Source organism: uncultured Collinsella sp. (genome assembly GCF_959026545.1).
GTDB lineage: Bacteria > Actinomycetota > Coriobacteriia > Coriobacteriales > Coriobacteriaceae > Collinsella.
Window position 1 is genome coordinate 1 of sequence record NZ_CAUFLV010000016.1, and the last position, 18,521, is coordinate 18,521.

Annotated in this window: 18 protein-coding genes; all 18 read right to left on the reverse strand. The window is 64.1% G+C overall.

From position 1 onward, the window contains the following. Positions 1-232: 232 nt before the first annotated feature. Positions 233-979: a DNA repair protein RecO gene (gene recO, locus Q5Q88_RS07480; protein ID WP_302742661.1), complete on the reverse strand. Its 747-nt coding sequence runs from the start codon at positions 977-979 to the stop codon at positions 233-235. 182 nt (positions 980-1,161) lie between these two features. Continuing rightward, complete coding sequence (gene era / locus Q5Q88_RS07485; protein WP_294123811.1) at positions 1,162-2,193, reverse strand: GTPase Era; 1,032 nt, start codon at positions 2,191-2,193, stop codon at positions 1,162-1,164. 186 nt (positions 2,194-2,379) lie between these two features. Next, positions 2,380-2,769 (reverse strand): diacylglycerol kinase family protein, encoded by a 390-nt coding sequence (locus Q5Q88_RS07490; RefSeq protein ID WP_118653646.1) that lies wholly within the window; start codon positions 2,767-2,769, stop codon positions 2,380-2,382. Positions 2,770-2,777: 8 nt separating this feature from the next. After that, positions 2,778-3,287 carry an rRNA maturation RNase YbeY gene (ybeY, locus tag Q5Q88_RS07495; RefSeq protein ID WP_302742665.1) on the reverse strand — a complete coding sequence of 170 codons (510 nt, stop codon included), beginning with the start codon at positions 3,285-3,287 and terminating at the stop codon, positions 2,778-2,780. Then, on the reverse strand, positions 3,268-4,278 hold the full coding sequence (locus Q5Q88_RS07500) for a PhoH family protein (RefSeq protein WP_294123806.1): 1,011 nt from the start codon (positions 4,276-4,278) through the stop codon (positions 3,268-3,270). Before Q5Q88_RS07500 ends, ybeY begins: the two co-directional genes overlap by 20 nt. Continuing rightward, complete coding sequence (locus tag Q5Q88_RS07505) at positions 4,275-5,618, reverse strand: MiaB/RimO family radical SAM methylthiotransferase (RefSeq protein ID WP_118653649.1); 1,344 nt, start codon at positions 5,616-5,618, stop codon at positions 4,275-4,277. Before Q5Q88_RS07505 ends, Q5Q88_RS07500 begins: the two co-directional genes overlap by 4 nt. A gap of 11 nt (positions 5,619-5,629) precedes the next feature. Further along, a complete protein-coding gene (dnaJ, locus tag Q5Q88_RS07510) occupies positions 5,630-6,793 on the reverse strand; it encodes a molecular chaperone DnaJ (protein ID WP_302742669.1) in 1,164 nt (387 codons plus the stop codon). A gap of 205 nt (positions 6,794-6,998) precedes the next feature. Next, positions 6,999-8,120, reverse strand: a complete 1,122-nt coding sequence (locus Q5Q88_RS07515; protein ID WP_294123802.1) for a DnaJ domain-containing protein — start codon at positions 8,118-8,120, stop codon at positions 6,999-7,001. A 195-nt stretch (positions 8,121-8,315) separates the two neighbouring features. After that, positions 8,316-8,798: a dCMP deaminase family protein gene (locus tag Q5Q88_RS07520; protein ID WP_118653652.1), complete on the reverse strand. Its 483-nt coding sequence runs from the start codon at positions 8,796-8,798 to the stop codon at positions 8,316-8,318. A gap of 398 nt (positions 8,799-9,196) precedes the next feature. After that, positions 9,197-10,432: a radical SAM family heme chaperone HemW gene (gene hemW, locus Q5Q88_RS07525; protein ID WP_302742672.1), complete on the reverse strand. Its 1,236-nt coding sequence runs from the start codon at positions 10,430-10,432 to the stop codon at positions 9,197-9,199. A 2-nt stretch (positions 10,433-10,434) separates the two neighbouring features. Continuing rightward, positions 10,435-11,586, reverse strand: coding sequence for a tRNA dihydrouridine synthase DusB (gene dusB, locus Q5Q88_RS07530; RefSeq protein WP_302742674.1), 1,152 nt, complete (start codon positions 11,584-11,586; stop codon positions 10,435-10,437). A gap of 146 nt (positions 11,587-11,732) precedes the next feature. Then, a complete protein-coding gene (gene lepA / locus Q5Q88_RS07535; protein WP_302742676.1) occupies positions 11,733-13,541 on the reverse strand; it encodes a translation elongation factor 4 in 1,809 nt (602 codons plus the stop codon). Positions 13,542-13,868: 327 nt separating this feature from the next. Beyond that, positions 13,869-15,503 (reverse strand): DNA repair protein RecN, encoded by a 1,635-nt coding sequence (gene recN / locus Q5Q88_RS07540; RefSeq protein WP_302742678.1) that lies wholly within the window; start codon positions 15,501-15,503, stop codon positions 13,869-13,871. Beyond that, positions 15,493-16,353 (reverse strand): NAD(+)/NADH kinase, encoded by an 861-nt coding sequence (locus Q5Q88_RS07545; RefSeq protein ID WP_302742680.1) that lies wholly within the window; start codon positions 16,351-16,353, stop codon positions 15,493-15,495. Before Q5Q88_RS07545 ends, recN begins: the two co-directional genes overlap by 11 nt. After that, positions 16,350-17,165: a TlyA family RNA methyltransferase gene (locus Q5Q88_RS07550; RefSeq protein WP_302742682.1), complete on the reverse strand. Its 816-nt coding sequence runs from the start codon at positions 17,163-17,165 to the stop codon at positions 16,350-16,352. Before Q5Q88_RS07550 ends, Q5Q88_RS07545 begins: the two co-directional genes overlap by 4 nt. Positions 17,166-17,177: 12 nt before the next feature. After that, positions 17,178-17,489 (reverse strand): exodeoxyribonuclease VII small subunit, encoded by a 312-nt coding sequence (locus tag Q5Q88_RS07555; RefSeq protein WP_118653658.1) that lies wholly within the window; start codon positions 17,487-17,489, stop codon positions 17,178-17,180. Positions 17,490-17,492: 3 nt separating this feature from the next. Continuing rightward, the gene (nusB, locus tag Q5Q88_RS07560) at positions 17,493-18,143 is read right to left on the reverse strand and encodes a transcription antitermination factor NusB (RefSeq protein ID WP_118653659.1); all 651 of its coding nucleotides are present in this window, start codon (positions 18,141-18,143) and stop codon (positions 17,493-17,495) included. A 3-nt stretch (positions 18,144-18,146) separates the two neighbouring features. Next, positions 18,147-18,506, reverse strand: a complete 360-nt coding sequence (locus tag Q5Q88_RS07565; protein WP_118653660.1) for an Asp23/Gls24 family envelope stress response protein — start codon at positions 18,504-18,506, stop codon at positions 18,147-18,149. Positions 18,507-18,521 lie beyond the last annotated feature (15 nt).

The following is an 18,521-nucleotide window of genomic DNA, read 5'->3' on the forward strand; positions in this document are numbered from 1 at the left end:
TTACCTTGTACCCAGCTCAGTGCATATATATCAACTAACTGTTGTGACAGAGCCTTTCAATAATTCAAACAGCTCGAGAAGCGTCATTAAGCAACCTCTCCATCCCCAACGATACGTAGACACATCAAACAGTCGAATATATTACCAAACTGGGTAGATTTGTCTCCTGGAATGCATAACGTGGGACACAACTGCAGAAATCTGACAGAAATGCGTCAGATTCTGCCGTTTATTAACGCCCCAATAAGAATTCGAGCGCCCTTAAGCGGCAATCCAGGTGCGTGGCGGCCCATATATGGGCCAAGCCGAGGAGCCGCGCCGCGGTATGGGGGTCGATGTTTGAGGCGGCGAGCTCCGTGAAACGCAGGGCAATGAGACCCTCGAGCCACTGCGCCATGTTGGCATCCACCCGCTCGCACCCGGGAACGCCCTGCGCGCAACTGGCGCACAGCAAGCCGCCCGCCTGGGCCGAGAAGTACGTGGGGTGCTCGTCATCGCACGCGACGCAGCACGAATAATCGGGTCGGTAGCCCACATGACTTAACAGCTTGAAGGCGTACGCAGCTACCAGGAGGTCCTGGTGGACGGGGTCTGCCTGGGCCAGCTGCGCCAGCGCCGCGCGCGTGATGGGGTACACGAACGTATCTTCGGCATCCTCATAGGTGCACCGCTCCGCGACCTCCGCCACCGCGCTCGCGGCGGCAAGGAGCTCGTAGGTGGGCTGCGCGCCCAGTGGTGCGCCGATGAGCTCCGCCTGGGATACGATGTCGAGGCTGCGCCCATGCGCCAACAGCAGGTCGACCTCGCAGCACAGCTCACAGCGCGCGGCCAGGCGGCTCCCCGGCTTGCGCGCGCCCTTGGCGACCGCACGGATCTGGCGACCGGTCTGGTCGACGAGCGTGAGGATGAGGTCCGTCTCCTTGAGCTTGGTCTTGTCGAGCACGATGGCCTTCGTGCGATACGTGCGGCTACCGGCCATGACCGCTCACGACCAGCCGCAGCGCATGTGGAGGGTTCCGGTGCATGTCATCGCCTGCTCGAACAGTCCTGCTCGCGACGAAGGCGCCACAGGCGCCTTCTGCTCGTGCGGAACTCGCAAGCGATGACATGCACCGGCACCGGACGATCACGGGCGTCAGTCTGTACGAGTGAGAAACGTGGCTACTCGTCATCGGCGGCGTAGCCAAAGCGGCGGATCTCGCGGGCGTCCTCGCGCCAATGCGGCTTGACCTTAACGTCCAGCCCCAGGTACACGCGGCAGCCGAACATGCGCTCCAAGTCACGGCGCGCCTCGATACCGATACGCTTGATCATCTCGCCGCCCTTGCCCACGAGGATGCCCTTCTGACCCTCGCGCTCCACATAAACGGTGGCATGCAGGCGCAGTAGATCGCGCTTGGGACGCTCGAACTCATCGCAGATCACGCCGACGGCATGCGGAATCTCCTCGCGCGTGCGCAGCAGCACCTTCTCGCGCACGAACTCGGCAACCAACACCTCGTCGGCCTCGTCGGTGCCCATGCCCTCGGGGAACCAGCGCGGACCTTGCGGAAGGAATCGCGCCACCACATCCACGAACGCCTCCACGTTGAAGCCTTCCGTGGAAGACACGACGATCTCGTCGTCAAAGTTCACGAGCTCGCGCGCGGCTTCGATCTGCTTGAGCATCTGCTCGGGGCTCGCGAGGTCGGCCTTGGTAAGAACGAGAACTTTGGGTGCCTTGGCGACAGCCACGCGCTCGGCCACCCATGCGTCGCCACGTCCGATGGGTGCACTGGCGTCGATCACGAACGCGATCACGTCGACGTCCGCAAGCTCTCCCAGGGCGCTCTTGTTGAGCTCGGAGCCCAAGCCGTCCTTGGGCTTGTGGATACCAGGCGTGTCCACAATGACGAGCTGGCAGTCCTCGCGATTCACCACCGCACGCAGGCGGCGGCGGGTCGTCTGCGCCACCGGTGAGGTGATGGCGACCTTCTCGCCGTAGCAGGCGTTGAGCAGCGTGGACTTGCCAGCGTTTGGACGGCCCACCAGGGCAACGAAGCCGGAACGGAAACCCTCGGGCACATCGGCGCACAGGGGTGCCGGTCCAGCAGTGCCGGAAAAGTCAGGCATCTCACCGGACTCGAGCATGGCATCAAGCTCATCGTCGGAGAGGTCGGCAAACGGGTCGAAATCGGTCATAACATCGGACATAGGTACTCCTCAACAGATACGTTGGAACTTGAACGGTGCGGACAATCACAGCGATCGAATGGTGCAATTGGGGACGTACCCCAACTGCGCCATTCCCCAACTGCACCAGTCGGTGCGAGCTACAAGGTGCAACGGCTGGCAGGGCTGCGTTTTACAAAGGGACTACGTCCCCAATTGGAAATACGGTCAGTGCCAGGGGCCGAGGAAGCCGAAGGCGTGGGCGAACACGAGGATGCCCACGATCGCGGCGGTGATGGACAGCACGTAGACACTCGCAGCGGCGATGTCCTTGGCGCGCTTGGCAAGCGGGTGCAGCTCCTGCGTGGCCAGATCCACGATGGCCTCCATGGCGGTGTTACACAGCTCGGCGAAGATCACCAGGCCGATGCAGATCGCGATAAGCGCCCAGCTAATCAACTGAAGCTTGGCCACTAAACCGGCGATGACCGTAAGGATACCCGCCACGAGCATGACCTTGATGTTGCGCTCTGTCTTGACGGCGGTCATGAAGCCCTCAATGGCGTAGCCAAACGAGCGCAAAAACGACGGATGGTCCTTGTTGGAACCGGGAATCATGGCGCCTCCTAATCGTGTGCGTGGTTAGTGATGGGACCGACCTCGACGTCGTCGGGGTTCTCTCCCCGCATGACGGCGAGCTCGCGCAACAGCGCGTCCTCGCGGGCCTCCATAACCTCAGCCGCATCATCCTCGATATGGTCATAGCCCAGCAGGTGCAAAAGGCCGTGCACAAGCATGAGGCGGCACTCGTCGGCTGGCGTGTTGCCAAACCCGGGTGCTTGGCGCTCAATCACCTCGGGCGCCAGGATGACATCGCCAAGCTCGATGAGTTCATCGGCAGGAAGCTCATCGTCAAAAGCTGAGTCGCACTCAAAGGAGAGGACATCGGTGGTTCGATCGATGCCACGCCACTCGTGGTTGAGCTCGCGCATCTCCGACTCGTCCACAAACGAAAGGGAGATCTCCACCTCTCGTTCCGCTCCTTCTGCGGCGAGGACATGTGCCGCAATGGCACGAATCTCCTCCTCGGCAATGAGGGTGGGCAGCTCGGCATCGTTACTTATGAGAACGGTCATGACGCCCCTCCTTTCCAGATTGCACGCCTTCGGCATCAAACGCCTCGTACGCTTCCACAATCTTACCAACAAGCCGATGACGCACCACATCGGCGCGGGCGAGCTCCACGAACGCGATGCCCTCCACGCTGCACAGGATCTCCTGGGCATCGGTGAGACCGCCGCGCTTGCCAGGTAGGTCGCGCTGCGTGGCATCGCCGGTGATAACGAAGGTCGAGTTAAAGCCCAGACGCGTGAGGAACATCTTCATCTGCTCAGGCGTGGTGTTTTGCGCCTCGTCCAAGATCACGAACGCGTCGTTCAGGGTGCGGCCGCGCATGTAGGCGAGCGGCGCGATCTCGACCACGCCGCGTTCTACGAGCTCATGTGCGCGCTCGGCGTCCATCATATCGAAGAGCGCGTCATAGAGGGGGCGAACGTAAGGATCGACCTTCTCCTCCAGGGTGCCGGGCAAAAAGCCCAGACTCTCCCCCGCCTCGACCACCGGGCGCGTGAGTACGATGCGCCCCACGTCGCGGCGCTGCAGAGCTGCCACCGCCATGGCCATGGCAAGATACGTCTTGCCCGTGCCCGCGGGACCCGTGCAAAAGGTGACGGTGTGCTCGCGAATGGCGTCGATATAGCGTTGCTGGCCAGGGGTCTTGGGCCGAATGACCTTGCCGCGGTAGCTGAGCAGCACGTCATCGCGCGGGCCGGAGGAGCGCACGTCCTCGGCGCGCAGGCCGTCGATGGCGCGATCCACATCGTCCGCCGTGAGGGCAACGCCGGTAGTGGCAACTTGCATGATGTGGGTGAACAGGCGCGTGAGCAGGTCAACCTCGCCGGGTGCGCCACTCAGCGAGACGGCGTTCCCCCGCACGGTGACGCTGGCCTCGCACCGGCGCTCGGCGGCGCGCAGAAGCGCGTCGGCCGGGCCGGTCACGCGCGTGGGGTCAACCCCCTCGGGGATGGAAAGCCGCACTTTCGCCGTACTGGTAGCGGAGCCACTCATCGCCGCCCCTCCCCTTCGGCAGACCCATCAGAGGCGTTGGGGGCTACCGACTGGTCGTCGTTCCCGCGCAGGACATGGGCATGGAGGATACCGCGATCATCCATGGCGTCGACCCGCACGCGAACAAGGGAGCCGGCGCGGTCGAGGGGCACATCGTCCACGATCACGCGATGGAAGCTGCCCAGGGTACCGCGGTTACCATACTCCAAGACGGCGTTCTCGCACGTGCCCACGCGTAAGGCCGCATCCGCCTGAGCGCACCGCTCGGCAACCGCACGAAGCTCAGAGGCGCGGGCCGCCATGACCTCGGGCGCCACCTGATCGGGCGCCTCCGCGGCGGGGGTACCGGGTCGCGCGCTATAGCGGAATACGTGCATGCGGCTAAAGCCCACGCGCTCGCACAGGGCGCGGCTCTGAGCAAACTCTTCCTCGGTCTCCCCAGGGAAGCCCGCGATGATGTCACAGGAAATAGAGGCGGCGGGCAGTTTGCCGCGGATCATGGCGACTGTAGCCTCGTATTGCTCTGCCGTGTAGGGGCGATTCATGCGCTCCAGGGTAGCGGTGCAACCAGACTGGAGCGGTAGATGCAAAAACGGGGCGACACGCTCGCCGCCGGCCACCATGGCGTCTATAAGGCGCTCGTCGACGTCCATGGGCTCGAGCGAGGACAGGCGAACCTGGGGGATGTCCGTCTCGTGCAGGATGATGCGCAGCAGCTCGTCGATCTCCACATGAGAGTCCTCGGCATCCGCGCCATCATATGCCCCCAGGTTGACACCCGTGAGCACGACCTCGGGAATGTCGGCGCGTTCGGCTTCGCGCACTTGGCGCAGGACCGCCTCGACGGGAACAGAGCGCTCGGGACCACGTGCCTTCCACACGATACAGTAGGAGCAACGGTTGTTGCAGCCGTCCTGGACCTTGATGCCCAGGCGCGAGCGGCCCAGAAGGTCACCTAGGTCGTGGTGTTCGCCTGCCGACGCGTCGGTACGCAAGGAGAGCCCTGCGGCTCGAGCGGCCGTGCGGGCGACGTCGATCTTGGAGGGTTCGGCGATTACGCGCGGCGACAGCTCCGTAAGCTCACCGGGATGAAGGTTGACCACGCAGCCAGTCACGATAACGATGGGCTCGTTGGGCAGACCGAGTGCATGCCGCACTGCCTTACGGGTCTTTGACTCGGCCTCACCGGTGACGGCACAGGTGTTGATGACGATGAGGTCCGCATCTTGCTGGTCCACGAGCGCGAAGCCCGCAGAGGCAAGGTCGGAGGTGATGCGGTCGGATTCGACGCGGTTTACCCGGCATCCCAGGTTAACCACGCTGGCGAAGGGGCGCGTCATACGGGTCCGTTCTAGTCGAGGATATCGTCGATGGCGTCACGGATGCGATCGCCCACCGTGCGCTTCTTGGCGGTGCCGGCGGCATGCTCACCCGAAGCCGCGGCATAGCGCTCGAGTGCCTCGCGCGCGTCGGCGGAGAGGTGCGTGGGGACGTCGATGACGATGCGAGCCACGAAGCGACCGCGCGAACCGCCGCCGCCCAAGCGCGGCATGCCATGCCCGTCGACGGTGATGAGGGAGCCGTACTGCGTGCCGGCGGGGACCTCAAGATCGAATTCCTCGTCGGGCATGATGCCCTTGACCTCAACCAGGCAGCCGAGTGCTGCCTCGGCGATGCCGATGTGAACCTCAGAGAGGAGGTCGTCACCATGGCGCTCAAAGCGCTCGTTGTCCTCGACCTGGATGGTCACGATGAGGTCGCCGGATGCGGCACCTCGGTAGCCGGCCTCGCCATAGCCACGCAACCTCAGCTGGCGGCCCGTCGCAACACCGGCCGGGACCTCGACATCCAGGCGCTCGTGCGTACGAGAACGACCCTCGCCGTGGCAGTGCTCACACGGCTTGTCGACGATGGTGCCCTCGCCACCGCAATCCGGACACGGGGCGCTCGACTGCATCTGGCCGAAGATGGAGCGCTGGACGGTGGTCACATAGCCGGAGCCGTTGCAGCGCGGACAGGTCTTCTCCTGGCCACCCTCTCCACGACCTGAACCGTGACAATGCCCGCACGGCGCCAAGCGATCGAACGAGATGGTCTTCTTGCAGCCGATCGCCGCCTCTTCGAGCGAGACGGTGAGCGAGATGGCCATATCGCGCCCGGCCCTGCGGCGAGCACGGTCGCGCGGACTGCCGCCGCCCGATCCTCCTCCGCCGAAAATCGACGAGAAGATATCATCGACGCCCATGCCGCCGAAGATGTCGGAGAAGTCGACGTAGCCGGACCCGCCGGGCATGCCGTCGACGGTGCCGTAGCGATCGTACATGGCGCGCTTCTGGTCATCGGAAAGCACCGAGTATGCCTCGTTCAGCTCGGCGAACTGCTCGTTGGCGTCGGGGGCGTCGTTGTGGTCGGGATGAAGCTTGACCGCCTTCTTTCGGAACGCGCGCTTGATCTGGTCGGCCGTGGCATCGCGCTCGACGCCCAGCACCTTGTAGTAATCCCTTTTGTCCGCCACCTTGTGGACCCTCCCCCAATGAATGATCAACCTTATGCGCCCGCCGCGCGCACGCCGCGGGCGTCTTTCGTTTTACCCATAGTTCCGCCCATCCACACGCGCGATGCACAGACACCCCAAGGCATCGACACACCCCGCTCCGCAAGACGGGAGAAGCGAACAGCGCGTGCCATGTGCGGACGTTCCGCTCGGACTTTAACCCTGCCTACATGAACCGATACGGCGCGAGGAGCACCGCCTGCGTGCAGCTGGAAAACCAAACGGCAATCATGGCGAACACCAGCCCGTTGGCCGCGCCGTTCGCAAGCACCTGCAAACCTCGCTTCCACCACAGCCCGCTGCGATGCAACACGTCATCGGAGACGATCATGAAGATGCCCATGACGAGCGGTATCAGGCACAGCATGAGGAACATGGAAAACGTGCCGGAAAACGCCGAAAGCACCAGGAACGGCAAGACCAGGCCGAGCATGTAAAAGCCGCTCTGCGCGCGACCCTCGAGGCGCTCGGCAGCCACATGGGCGCGGCCCACAAGGTCGCCCGTCTCCCCACCGTTGGTTCCAGCGTTGCCGCGGGCCTTTATGCGAACGACGTCGCCGTCATGCGTGCCCGCCGGGAACTCGACCACGGCCTCGGCTTGAACGCGCGTACGGCCCTCTCCCCCGCACACGGGGCAGGGGTCGGCCACGACTTTGCCGGAACCGCCGCACTCGGGGCAGACCATGCGGGCCTGACCCATGCCGAACATGCCCAAATCGACGGCAATGGCGCCGGTGCCTCCGCAGGTGGGACAGGCGCGGTGATGCTCGGATGCCACGGAGCCCGAGCCGTGGCAATTGTCGCAGGGCTCATAGCGCGGATACTTGACGGCCACCTTGGCACCGTCCTTTGCCTGGTCGCGCGAGAGCTTGACCTCGACGATAACGTCGGCACCGGTAGAAGGGTTATAGGCGGACGCGCCGCGGCGGCGCTGCGTGCCAAAACCGCCCATGCCGCCGAACGGGAAGCCAAAACCGCCAAAGCCGGTGTAGCCGCCCTGGTATCCGCCGGGGTACCCTCCGGGGTAGCCCCCCGCGGACGGCGAGCCGGCCGAGGCAAAGGGGCTGCCCGAGCGCATGGCGTCGTAGCGGGCGCGCTTTTGTTCATCGGAGAGAACGGCGTATGCCTCGGAGACCTCCTTGAAGCGCTCCTCGGCATCGGGCTCCTTGTTCACATCGGGATGGAGCTTGCGGGCCTTTTGCTGGAAGGCCTTTTGGATGTCCTTAGCGGAGGCGTCTTTATCAACGCCCAGAATGGCGTAGTAGTCTTTATCGTTCATTCCTGCCATATGGCAAAGACTCCCCTGTTCATGGGTTACATTCAGTGGGAGACATTATATCCCGACCCCGCGTGCGATAAGCGGGGCGGGTGCGTTTTACACATCCACGTACAAAACGTGTCCACCGCTTTTACAAGCGGCGATGCAATCGGTCGCTCGACCGGAACCCGTGCCTAGCGGCAGTGTAGTCACCTGCCCAAGAGCCTATTCAGCAGGCTGATCGCTCAACTGGACCTGGCGATAGGCAATGCCGCAGCGGTCGAGGATGTTCTTGGAAATGAGGTTGTCCTCGGTGCCGCAGTACTTGTCGTCGAGGTAGACGACCTCGCCGATGCCCGCCTGCACGAGGGTCTTGGCGCACTCGTGACACGGGAAGAGCGTGACGTAGACGGTGGCATCTGCCATGTCCTTGAGGGAGCCACGGTAGTTGAGGATCGCGTTGGCCTCGGCATGAATCACGTAATTGTGCTTGTCATGCAGGGGGTCGTCCGCTGTGCCCCAGGGGAAATCGTCGTCGTTGAGGGCGGAGGGCGTGCCATTGTAGCCCACCGAGAGGATGCGGTGGTTGGTGTCGGCAATACAGGCGCCGACCTGCGTGTTGGGATCCTTACTGCGCAGGCTCGCGGCGACGGCCGCACGCATGAAGAACTCGTCCCAGCTGATCACGTCTTCGCGTTTACCGGGCATGATGCCCCTCCTCTCAAGCGTTTTGGACAGCATGGCGCATAACGTGGGAAGATGCAAGCGTTGGCGAAAAGATGTCCCTCGCAAAAGGCGGTGTCGCTAGCGGAGAAGCGTGCCCGCAATGGCGACGAGGGCTGCCCGTAACGGCGACGAAAGGCACCGGGGCAACGACGACGCTTGGCATTGGCGATGTGAGAAATCAGGGGTTTGAAACAAGCCGGCCGTTTCAAACACCTGATTTCTCACAAAAAAGTAGGTGGTAATGTGATTTATCAACGGTTTGAATGAATGGGCTTATTTCAAACCGTGGATTTCTCACATTGCGAGGGCGAAGAACGGCGGCCGAGGGCTGAGATGCGGGGGCCCGGCACTCGGCGCGCGTTCAGGCCGTGCACACAGCGTTACGCATCAGCCGCCAAATCCCAGAAGATGCCGAAGAGCTTGTTGCCATCGAGCCATCCGAGGTGCGTGGGCTTGAGGGCACCGTTGTCCCACGCGGCGAGGTTCCACTCAACAGCGCGATCACAGGCAGCGGAGAGCTCGTCCGCCGGAATGACCCGTATCGCACGCGCGAGTAGCTCCGGGCCGATACCGTCGGTCATACGGCACGCGAGCATGAGGTCCTCGGCCATAGCTTCGCGGGGCGTAAGGAACTCGTGGTCGAATTCCTCACCCGCGTCGTCGAGCTGCGTGAAGCGAATGCGGGCCGTGGACGAATTGGCAGACGATCTGCCGGCAGCGCCATCGGACGTGCCGTCAGACTCACTATCTGGCGTTCCGTCGAACGTGTTTTCCAGCAACAAGCTGACGTCGCCCGTTGCAGCGCACATGCTTGCGGCGGAGCGGCCGATACCCAAATAAGGCACGCCGGTCCAGTAGGCGATGTTGTGCTGGCAGCGGTGCCCGGGCTTGGCATAGCTCGCCACCTCGTAGCGCTCGTAACTATGCGCATGCAAAAGCTCCGCCGCGATGTCCATGCATTGGGCCTGGAAATCCTCATCGGGCACCTCGATTTTCCCCGCCGACTCGAGACGCTCCAGAGGCGTGCCTTCCTCAAGCTGCAACGGATACACCGAAACATGGTCGGGATCCGCCAAGAGGACCCTCTTAAGCGTGTCCCTCCATGCGTCGAGCGTCTGACCGGGCAACCCACACATCAGGTCGCAGGAGGTGGAAAATCCCTCCTGCCGTGCCAAGGCAACAGCCTTCACAGCCTGTTCAGCCGTATGAATGCGGCCAATTGCGCGGAGCTCATCCGCCTGCAAAGACTGCACGCCAAGGGAAACCCTTGTCACGCCCGCGGCGCGCAACGAGCGCGCAAGCTCGGCCGTAAACGACTCGGGATTCGCCTCGCAGGTGAACTCGACCGGATCACAGTAGCCGAGTACACGCCGGACGAGTTCAACCAGGCGGACCCCCAACAGCGAGGGCGTTCCGCCCCCGATGTACACCGTTTGGACCTCCGCCAGATCCCCCGCCCTGCCATGGGCGTCGATCTGCGCGGCAAGAGCGTCGCAGTAGGTGGCCACGGCCTCATCCAGCGCGCACCCCTCGCCCATCGCGCGCGAGTCGAAATCGCAGTACGCGCATTTGGATTTGCAGAAGGGTATATGCAGGTACAGAGCCTCGAAGCGCATGGCTACACGCGCTCCGGCGACGACGGTCCCGCGTCGGCGACGCCGCCGGCAGCGGGAACGGCTGACCTGCAGGCGCCCGGAGCGGCGGGAGCGGATGCCCCGAAGACGCTTGGGGCGGCGGGGGCGGCTCCTGCACCGAAAACGACATCTGCCCCGCAAGCGGCGTCGGCGGGGGCAGCCTCGAAGGCGACGACGTCAGCCTCGACCTCGTCGAGCATCGACATGAACTCTTCGTAGCTGGTGCACCGCACGACCTTGCCGCGCCAAGCGGCGGCGTGCGGCAGCCCCTTGAGGTACCAACCCGCAAAGGCACGGGCGCGCGCCATGTAGGGCTGCGTGGCGTGCAACAGCGTGAGGTGCTCACGCAGGGCGTCAATGCGCTCGAGCGCGATGCGCTCCGGCACGGGAACGCCATCGAGCGCGAACGCACGGGCGTCGCCGAAGATCCAAGGGTTTCCGTATATACCGCGCGCGATGAACACTGCGTCTGCGGCAGTGTCGTTGAGCATGCGCGCCGCATCCTCGGCCGAAAACACATCGCCGGAGCCGATCACCGGTACGTCCACGCGCGCGGCGACCTCGTCGATGGTGGACCAATCGGCCTCGCCAGTGTAGAGCTGATTGGCGGTGCGCCCGTGAACCGCCACCGCCGCGGCGCCCGCCTGCTCCATGCGCGCTGCAAACTCGGCGGCCGTGTTCTCCCCCGCCGCGAAACCGCGGCGGATCTTGACGGTGACGGGCACGCGCGCCTCGCGCACGCACGCCTCCACCAGCGACGCGGCAAGCTCGGGCTCCTTCATGAGCGCGGATCCCTCGCCCTTGGTGATGACCTTGCGCGCCGGGCACGCCATGTTGATGTCGATGAGACTGAGCTTCTCCCCCACTCGCTCCTGCACGGCGTCGACGGCGAAGGCGAACTGCTCCGGCTTGGTGCCGAACAGCTGCACGCAGATCTGCGGCTCCTCGGGCTCTGGCTCCACGAGCACCCACGTTTTGGCGCTTTTGTACGAAAGACCCGCAACGCTCACCATCTCGGTGTACGCCATCTCGGCTCCGCGACGGCGGCACATAATACGGTACGCCGCGTCCGTGACGCCCGCCATGGGCGCCATCAAAAACGGCTGACGCTTGAATTGTTCACGTAGGTCGATCAAGTAAACCCCTCAAATCGACGATAAGCCTATCAACTCGATCTGGGTTTCTCAGGTGCCCCAGATTCGGGTGAAAGAGGAGGGCGCACGCCTGACGTGCGGCGCCCGACGATTGAACCCGAAGGTGGGGTGCCTGGGAAAGCCGGCGATTAGTCTTCGACCTTCAAGATGGCGAGGAACGCCTCCTGCGGCACTTCCACGCTGCCGATAGCCTTCATGCGCTTCTTGCCCTCTTTTTGCTTCTCGAGCAGCTTGCGCTTGCGCGAGATGTCGCCGCCGTAGCACTTGGCGAGCACGTCCTTGCGGCGCGCCTTGACGGTGGAGCGGGCGATGATCTTGTTGCCAATGGCGCCCTGGATGGGCACCTCGAACAGCTGCCGGGGGATGATCTCCTTGAGCTTGTCGCAAAGCCCTCGCGCCAAACCGTAGGCTTTGTCCTTGTGGACGATGAACGACAGGGCGTCCACCTCGTCGCCGGACAGCAGGATGTCGAGTTTGACGAGTTCGCTCACGCGATAGTCGGAGAACTCGTAGTCGAGCGAGGCGTAGCCCTTGGTACGGCTCTTGAGCTGGTCGAAGAAGTCGAGGATGAGCTCGGCGAGCGGGATATCGAAGTGCATCTCCACGGACTTCTGCGACAGGTGGATCATGTCGGTGGTGATGCCACGGTGTTCGATGGCGAGCTGCATGACCGCGCCGGTGTACTCGGGCGGAGTGATGATCTTGGCCTTGAGGTAGGGCTCCTCGATGTGGTCGATGCGCGTGACGTCGGGCAGGTCCTGCGGGCTGCGGACCTCGAGCATCTCGCCGTCGGTCTTGTAGACGTGGTAGTCCACGGAGGGGCTCGTGGCGATGAGCGCCAGGTCGAACTCGCGCTCCAAGCGCTCCTTCACAACCTCCATGTGCAGCAGGCCGAGGAAGCCCACGCGGAAGCCGAAGCCGAGCGCCGCCGAGGTCTCGGGCTCCCAGATGAGTGACGGATCGTTGACGTGCAGCTTCTCAAGCGCGTCACGCAGGTTCTCGTAGTCCTTGTTGTCGATGGGGAACAGGCCCGTGTAGACCATGGGCTTGGCCTCGCGATAGCCGGCAAGCGGCGCGTCGCAGGGGTTATTCACAAGGGTGAGGGTGTCGCCCACGTGCACGGCCTCGGGATCCTTAAGACCCGTGACCACAAAGCCGACTTCGCCTACGCCGAGCGCATCGACGGCGAACTCAGCCGGACGGCGCACACCCACGCCGTCTACGAGGAACTCCTCGCCGCCCTGCATCATGAGCAGGTGGTCACCCTTCTTGACGTGTCCGTCGAAAATGCGAACCGTGGCGACCACGCCGCGGTATTCGTCGAAGTACGAGTCGAGGATGAGGGCCTTGAGTGGCTTGTCCGCGCTGCCCGTGGGCGGGCTCACGAGAAAGACGATAGCCTCGAGCAGGTCGTGGATGCCCTCGCCCGTCTTTCCAGAGACGCACACGGCGTCGTCGGCGGGGATGGCAAGCTCGTCCTCGATCTCGACCTTGACCTCCTCGGGATGCGCGGAGGGCAGGTCAATCTTGTTGATGGCCGGTACGATGTCGAGGTCGACGTTCATCGCGAGGCTCGCATTGGAGACCGTCTGTGCCTCGACGCCCTGGGTGGCGTCGACCACGAGAACGGCGCCCTCGCATGCCGCGAGGCTGCGGGAGACCTCATAGGTGAAGTCGACGTGACCGGGCGTGTCGATGAGGTTGAACTGGTAGGTCTCGCCGTCATCGGCGTCGTACATCACACGGACGGCATTCGACTTGATGGTGATACCGCGCTCGCGCTCGATGTCCATGGTGTCGAGCAGCTGCGACTCCATGTCGCGCTCCTCCACCGTGCGGGTGAGCTCGAGGATGCGGTCGGAGATCGTCGACTTGCCGTGGTCGATGTGCGCAACGATCGAGAAGTTGCGGATGTGGGAAGTGTCAAAAGTATTCATGCAGACCATCTTACCTGAAATTGGCTGGGTCGGGTGCGTGTTTGCCGCTCGGTCAAGTCCTGCGCAAGACGAAGAGCCCACTGGGCTCTTCTTTGCGTGCGGAATCTACGGCAAACACGCACCCGACCCAGCCCCAAGGCTCGACGGCCGCGCATTCAGAACGAGATTCCGCCTGAAAGTCGCCCGTAAACGTAAGCTCAACGTAGCCCAGCGAGAACATATAAGGTTCGACGTAGATTCCGCACGAGCGGAAGGCGCCTGTGGGGCCTCGTCGCGAGCAGGACTTGACCGAGCGCCGAATCTTATATGCTCTCGATGGGCGAGCGTCTACAGTTGTCCTGCCTCAGCGAGCATTTGCTTGGCGTGGGCGAGAGATTCCTCGGTGGCGTCGCCCGAAAGGAGGCGGGCGACTTCGGCGATCCGCTCGGGACCCTCAACGCGCAGCAGACGCGTCTCGGGGACGTCCTCGGAATCATCGCGACGGACCACGTAGTGGACGGAGCCCTGCACCGCGACTTGCGCGAGGTGCGTAACCACGATCACCTGGTGCGTGCGGGCAAGGTCGGCGAGCACCTGGGCGAGCGAACGCGCCGTGGCACCGCCAACGCCGGCGTCGACCTCGTCGAATACGAGCGTATCGACGGCGTCGGCTTCACCAAGCACCACTTTTGCGGCGAGCATCACGCGCGAGAGCTCGCCGCCACTCGCGATACGGCGCAGGGGACGCGGCGTAAGGCCGGCGCCACTGCGGTACAGCAGCTCGCAAGCGCAGGGCCCCTGGGCGGTCCAGCGTTCGCGCGGGAGCTCGCGGCTCTCCCACACCAACTCGGCACGCCCCATCTCCAGTCGTGCCATCTGCTTGCCCACCTCGCGGCAAAACCGCGGAGCCGCGGCATTACGGCGCTTGGTAAGCGCGCGGGCCGCCTCATCGAGAACGGCCTCGGCAGCCTCAAGCGCCTCGCGGGCACGACGGACGCGGGCCTCGGCGTCATCGACGAGGCTCAGCAGCTCGGCAGCCTCGGCACGACGCGCGAACACGTCCTCCATGCGCGGACCCCATTGGCGCAGCAGTCCCTTGAAGGCCGAGAAACGCTCCTGTGCCGCCGCGAGCTCGGCGGGGTCGTAATCTACGGAGTCACGATAGCGCCGTAGGTCGGAGGCGGCGTCCTCGATGATAATCGCGGCACTCGTGAGCTCCTCGGCAAAATCAGCGAGCTTGGCATCGACTGAACCCATACGCGAAAGGCCGGCAATGGCGGAGTTGAGGGCATCAAGTGTTCCCCCTTCGCCCGAGAGGGCCTCAGAGGCGTCGTTGGCGCAGCTCGCAAGCGCCTCGGCATGCTCCGCTCGGGGCAGACGCTCCTCAAGCTCCTCGTACTCACCGGGCTTGGGGTCGACTTCGTCAATACGCTCAAGGGCAAAACGGGCTTCCTCAAGTCGACTTCCCTGCGTGCGGCTTGCCTCTTCCACACGGGCAAGCTCACGAGCCGCCTCGGCGGCGCGCGCAAGCGCTTCGCGATACGCCTTGAGCGCGTCGGCAACGCCGGTGCCCGCCCATGCGTCTACCATGCCCACATGGGAGGCTGGATCGAGCAGGCGTTGATGCTCGTGCTGGCCGCAAAGGTCAATCAGAGGGCTCACGCGCTCGGAAAGCTCACGCACGCTGGCCAAGCCGCCGTCGATGCGCGCGCGAGAGCGACCGTCGGCACCCAGGCGGCGCGTCACCACGAAGCCCTCCTCGTCATGTGGGCCCGCAAACAGACGGCCCTCCACCAGCGCGCCTTCGCTCCCCTCTCGAACCGCGGAGGAGTCGGCACGCTCCCCCATGAGCAACTTGAGTGCGGAGAGCAACGCGGTTTTTCCCGCTCCGGTCTCGCCCGTGAGCACGGTGAGGCCCGCGCCCGGTACGAGGTCCGCCTCGCGGATCAAGGCCACATTTTCGACATGGATCTCATCGATCATGACGCACTCCGTAGAACACACGGCTCACCGAGCGGTAAAAGCTCTGCGGACCATAATCGAGCAGCAGAACATCGGCGTCACCCCGACGAACCTCCACACGGTCGACCTCGCCCTCGCAGGTGAGGAACTGGCCGTCGACGGCGATGGCGGGCACCGAGGGGCGGTCCTTGGACATCTTGAGTTCGATCACATCGGAGGGCGAGGTGAGGAAGGCGCGCGCCTGAATAGTGTGCGCCGCGATAGGCACGCAGACCATACCCGCGTAATCGGGGCTGACGATGGGGCCTCCCGCGGAAAGTGCATAGCCCGTCGACCCAGTTGCCGTGGACACCACCACGCCGTCGCCACGTAGACGGTCGATATGATGGCCCGAGACCGTGATATCGAATTCAACCATATCGGACAGCGGGCCACGCGTAAGGGCCAAGTCGTTCAGGGCGAAGCTCGTGTAGGAGCGCTCCTCGCCGAACTCATCAACGCTCACGATATCGCAGGCGAGCGTTGCGCGACGACTCACGTGCAGCTCACCTGCAAGGGCATCACCCACTACGGTGAGGACGTTGCGATCCTCGGGCCTGGCCGCCGTAAGAAAGCCCAAATGGCCATAGGAAAGGCCGAGAATGGGGATCTCGCGGTATCCCACGATGCGTGCGGCGCGCAGCAGCGTACCGTCACCGCCGAGTGAGATCACGAGCCCACAGTCGTCAAGGTCGGGCGTCGACTCGATGCCGGAGCGCTGGTCGGGGGCCCACTCGACCTCGAAGCCCTGACGCGTGAGCCAGAGCTCCAAGGCAAGGCCGCTCTCAACGGCCTCCTGCTTGTAGTAATTGGGGACGAGAAAGACCATCATAGCGAGGCCGCCTTACTCACGAGCAACGCGATGCGCTCATCGAGGGCGCGTGCGTTGGAACACAGACCTTGGACGTCGCGGGCGCCCCGAGCGCCCAGCAGGAAGAACTCACGATTGCCCTTCGCCCCCTTGATGGGCGAGGCGCACACGTCGAGCGGGGCGAGGCCGCTTTGGGCGAAAAGGCGCACCGTTTGCTCCAACACGCGCGCGTGCACCGTGGGGTCGCGCACGATACCGCCTTCCCCCACCTCGTCTGGCGCCGCCTCGAACTGCGGCTTGACGAGCGTGAGGAAGGCGCCGTCGGCCGAGATAAGCTCGAGCACCGCAGGCAAAATGGTGCGAATGCTGGTGAAGGAGACATCGCACACGGCTAGGTCGAAGGCCCCCGCATGACCGAGCGCGGGTACATCGACGATGTTCGTGCGCTCGAGCAGGGTCACGCGGGCGTCGTTGCGCAAGGACCAGTCGAACTGGGCACGGCCCACATCGACGGAGACCACGTGCGCAGCGCCGCGCTTAAGCAGGCAGTCGGTAAAACCACCCGTCGAACATCCCACATCGAGGCAGGACAGGCCCGAGGGGTCGACCTCGAACGCGTCGAGGGCACCGGCCAGCTTGAGGCCCCCGCGGCCCACATAGGGAATGCGCCCCTTGACATGCAAGGGCGTGCCGGGCTTGACCATCATCCCGGGAGAGCTCAGGCGCTCGCCACCCGAAGAGACGAGACCCGCCATCAACGTGCGCAGGGCATCTGCGCGGTTCTCGCAGATGCCCTGGGAAATCAATTCATCATCTAGACGAACACGTGCCACGATGTGCCCTTCTTACGCGTCCTCGGCGCTCGAATCCGCGCCGGAGGGCCCATCCGAAGACGCGGTTGCTTCGGGTGTACGCGCGTCCTTGACCGCCGAATCTGCCGAGTCCTCGGAGCCGTCACGCGACTCCCGCTCATCGAGCATGTCGACCTCGCGAGGCGACAGCTCGAACGAGTCGACCATATCCACGGCGCGCGAGCCAAGCTCAATCGCCTCATCGAACAAATCGAGGCTGCGCTCGAGCGAGGTGTCCTTGGAACGAACTTGAGCGATGATCTGGTCCAGACGCTCCGTGATGTCGTCGAAAGTGCCCTCGGCCATGTCCTACTCCCCGTCGGAGGAATCGAACGGGTCGAGGAACATATCGTCGAGGTCCTCGGTCTCAAAGCCATACTCGGCTGCCTCGAAGCGCGCGCGGGCCTCCTCGGCGGCGCGGGCGGCTTCGCGTTCCGCCTCGAGCCGCTTGGGATCGATCTCGAACCACAGGGCGGAAATGCAGGCAGCCTCGCAGTCATCTGCCGTGACGGTGCACGCAACGTGCTGGAGGCTCGGCAGATGGCGCTCACGGACGATGCGGCCGAGCACGCCGTTCACAAAGCCAGCGGAGTCGTCGGTGCCGTAGGCCTTGGCGACCTCGACGGCCTCATTGATGACGACGGCGGCATCGAGGGTATCGGCCACCTGGAAGTACAGCTCGTACACGGCGGCGCGCAGCAAGTTGCGGTCGGCACCGGGCATGCGCTCGAGGCTCCAATTGGCGGAGACGGCGCGCAGCGCGGAATCGATGCGCTCGCGATTGGCGTCCACGCCGCGCGCGATCTCTACCGCGTAATCTGCCAGCGGGCCCTTGGAAAGCGTGAAATCGCCGGCAAGAACGTCGGCCACGGACTCGCCGCGGACCTCCGCCTGGAACAAGATCTGAAGGGCCTGGCTACGGGCGAGCGTACGCCCGCGGTTGACCTTAAGGGATGCCACGCGCTACTCCTTGGGGAAAACGAGGCTGTCGATGCAGATGTTCACGCTCTCGACCTCGACGCCCACCTGGGCATCGATGGCGTTGACCACGGCCTCGCGCACGACCTCGGCGAGCTTCTTGAACGGATAGCCGAAGAAGACCGTGAGGTGCACGGTGAGACGGAGCTTGTCGTCAATGACCTCGGCCTCGACGTCCTCACCCACCTGCGTGGACTTGGCGGAGAACATGGAAACGAGATTGGTGGCGAGGTCCTTGACGCCCACAGACGCGACGCCTTCGACCTGCTCGACGGAACGGGAGACGATGGCGGCCAGGACCTCAGGCGCGATGCCGATTCCTGCGATGGTGATCTCTTGCGACATGGTCACTCCTTACGT

What these genes read in the sequence shown, in the direction of transcription:
- Q5Q88_RS07520 (WP_118653652.1), bottom strand. Translation starts at nt 8,798, where the DNA reads ATGCCCGGTAAACGCGAAGACGTGATCAGCTGGGACGAGTTCTTCATG.
- lepA (WP_302742676.1), bottom strand. Translation starts at nt 13,541, where the DNA reads ATGAATACTTTTGACACTTCCCACATCCGCAACTTCTCGATCGTTGCG.
- Q5Q88_RS07515 (WP_294123802.1), bottom strand. Translation starts at nt 8,120, where the DNA reads ATGGCAGGAATGAACGATAAAGACTACTACGCCATTCTGGGCGTTGAT.
- Q5Q88_RS07545 (WP_302742680.1), bottom strand. Translation starts at nt 16,353, where the DNA reads ATGATGGTCTTTCTCGTCCCCAATTACTACAAGCAGGAGGCCGTTGAG.
- Q5Q88_RS07500 (WP_294123806.1), bottom strand. Translation starts at nt 4,278, where the DNA reads ATGAGTGGCTCCGCTACCAGTACGGCGAAAGTGCGGCTTTCCATCCCC.
- recO (WP_302742661.1), bottom strand. Translation starts at nt 979, where the DNA reads ATGGCCGGTAGCCGCACGTATCGCACGAAGGCCATCGTGCTCGACAAG.
- ybeY (WP_302742665.1), bottom strand. Translation starts at nt 3,287, where the DNA reads ATGACCGTTCTCATAAGTAACGATGCCGAGCTGCCCACCCTCATTGCC.
- Q5Q88_RS07490 (WP_118653646.1), bottom strand. Translation starts at nt 2,769, where the DNA reads ATGATTCCCGGTTCCAACAAGGACCATCCGTCGTTTTTGCGCTCGTTT.
- Q5Q88_RS07505 (WP_118653649.1), bottom strand. Translation starts at nt 5,618, where the DNA reads ATGACGCGCCCCTTCGCCAGCGTGGTTAACCTGGGATGCCGGGTAAAC.
- Q5Q88_RS07565 (WP_118653660.1), bottom strand. Translation starts at nt 18,506, where the DNA reads ATGTCGCAAGAGATCACCATCGCAGGAATCGGCATCGCGCCTGAGGTC.
- hemW (WP_302742672.1), bottom strand. Translation starts at nt 10,432, where the DNA reads ATGCGCTTCGAGGCTCTGTACCTGCATATACCCTTCTGCAAATCCAAA.
- era (WP_294123811.1), bottom strand. Translation starts at nt 2,193, where the DNA reads ATGTCCGATGTTATGACCGATTTCGACCCGTTTGCCGACCTCTCCGAC.
- recN (WP_302742678.1), bottom strand. Translation starts at nt 15,503, where the DNA reads ATGATCGATGAGATCCATGTCGAAAATGTGGCCTTGATCCGCGAGGCG.
- Q5Q88_RS07555 (WP_118653658.1), bottom strand. Translation starts at nt 17,489, where the DNA reads ATGGCCGAGGGCACTTTCGACGACATCACGGAGCGTCTGGACCAGATC.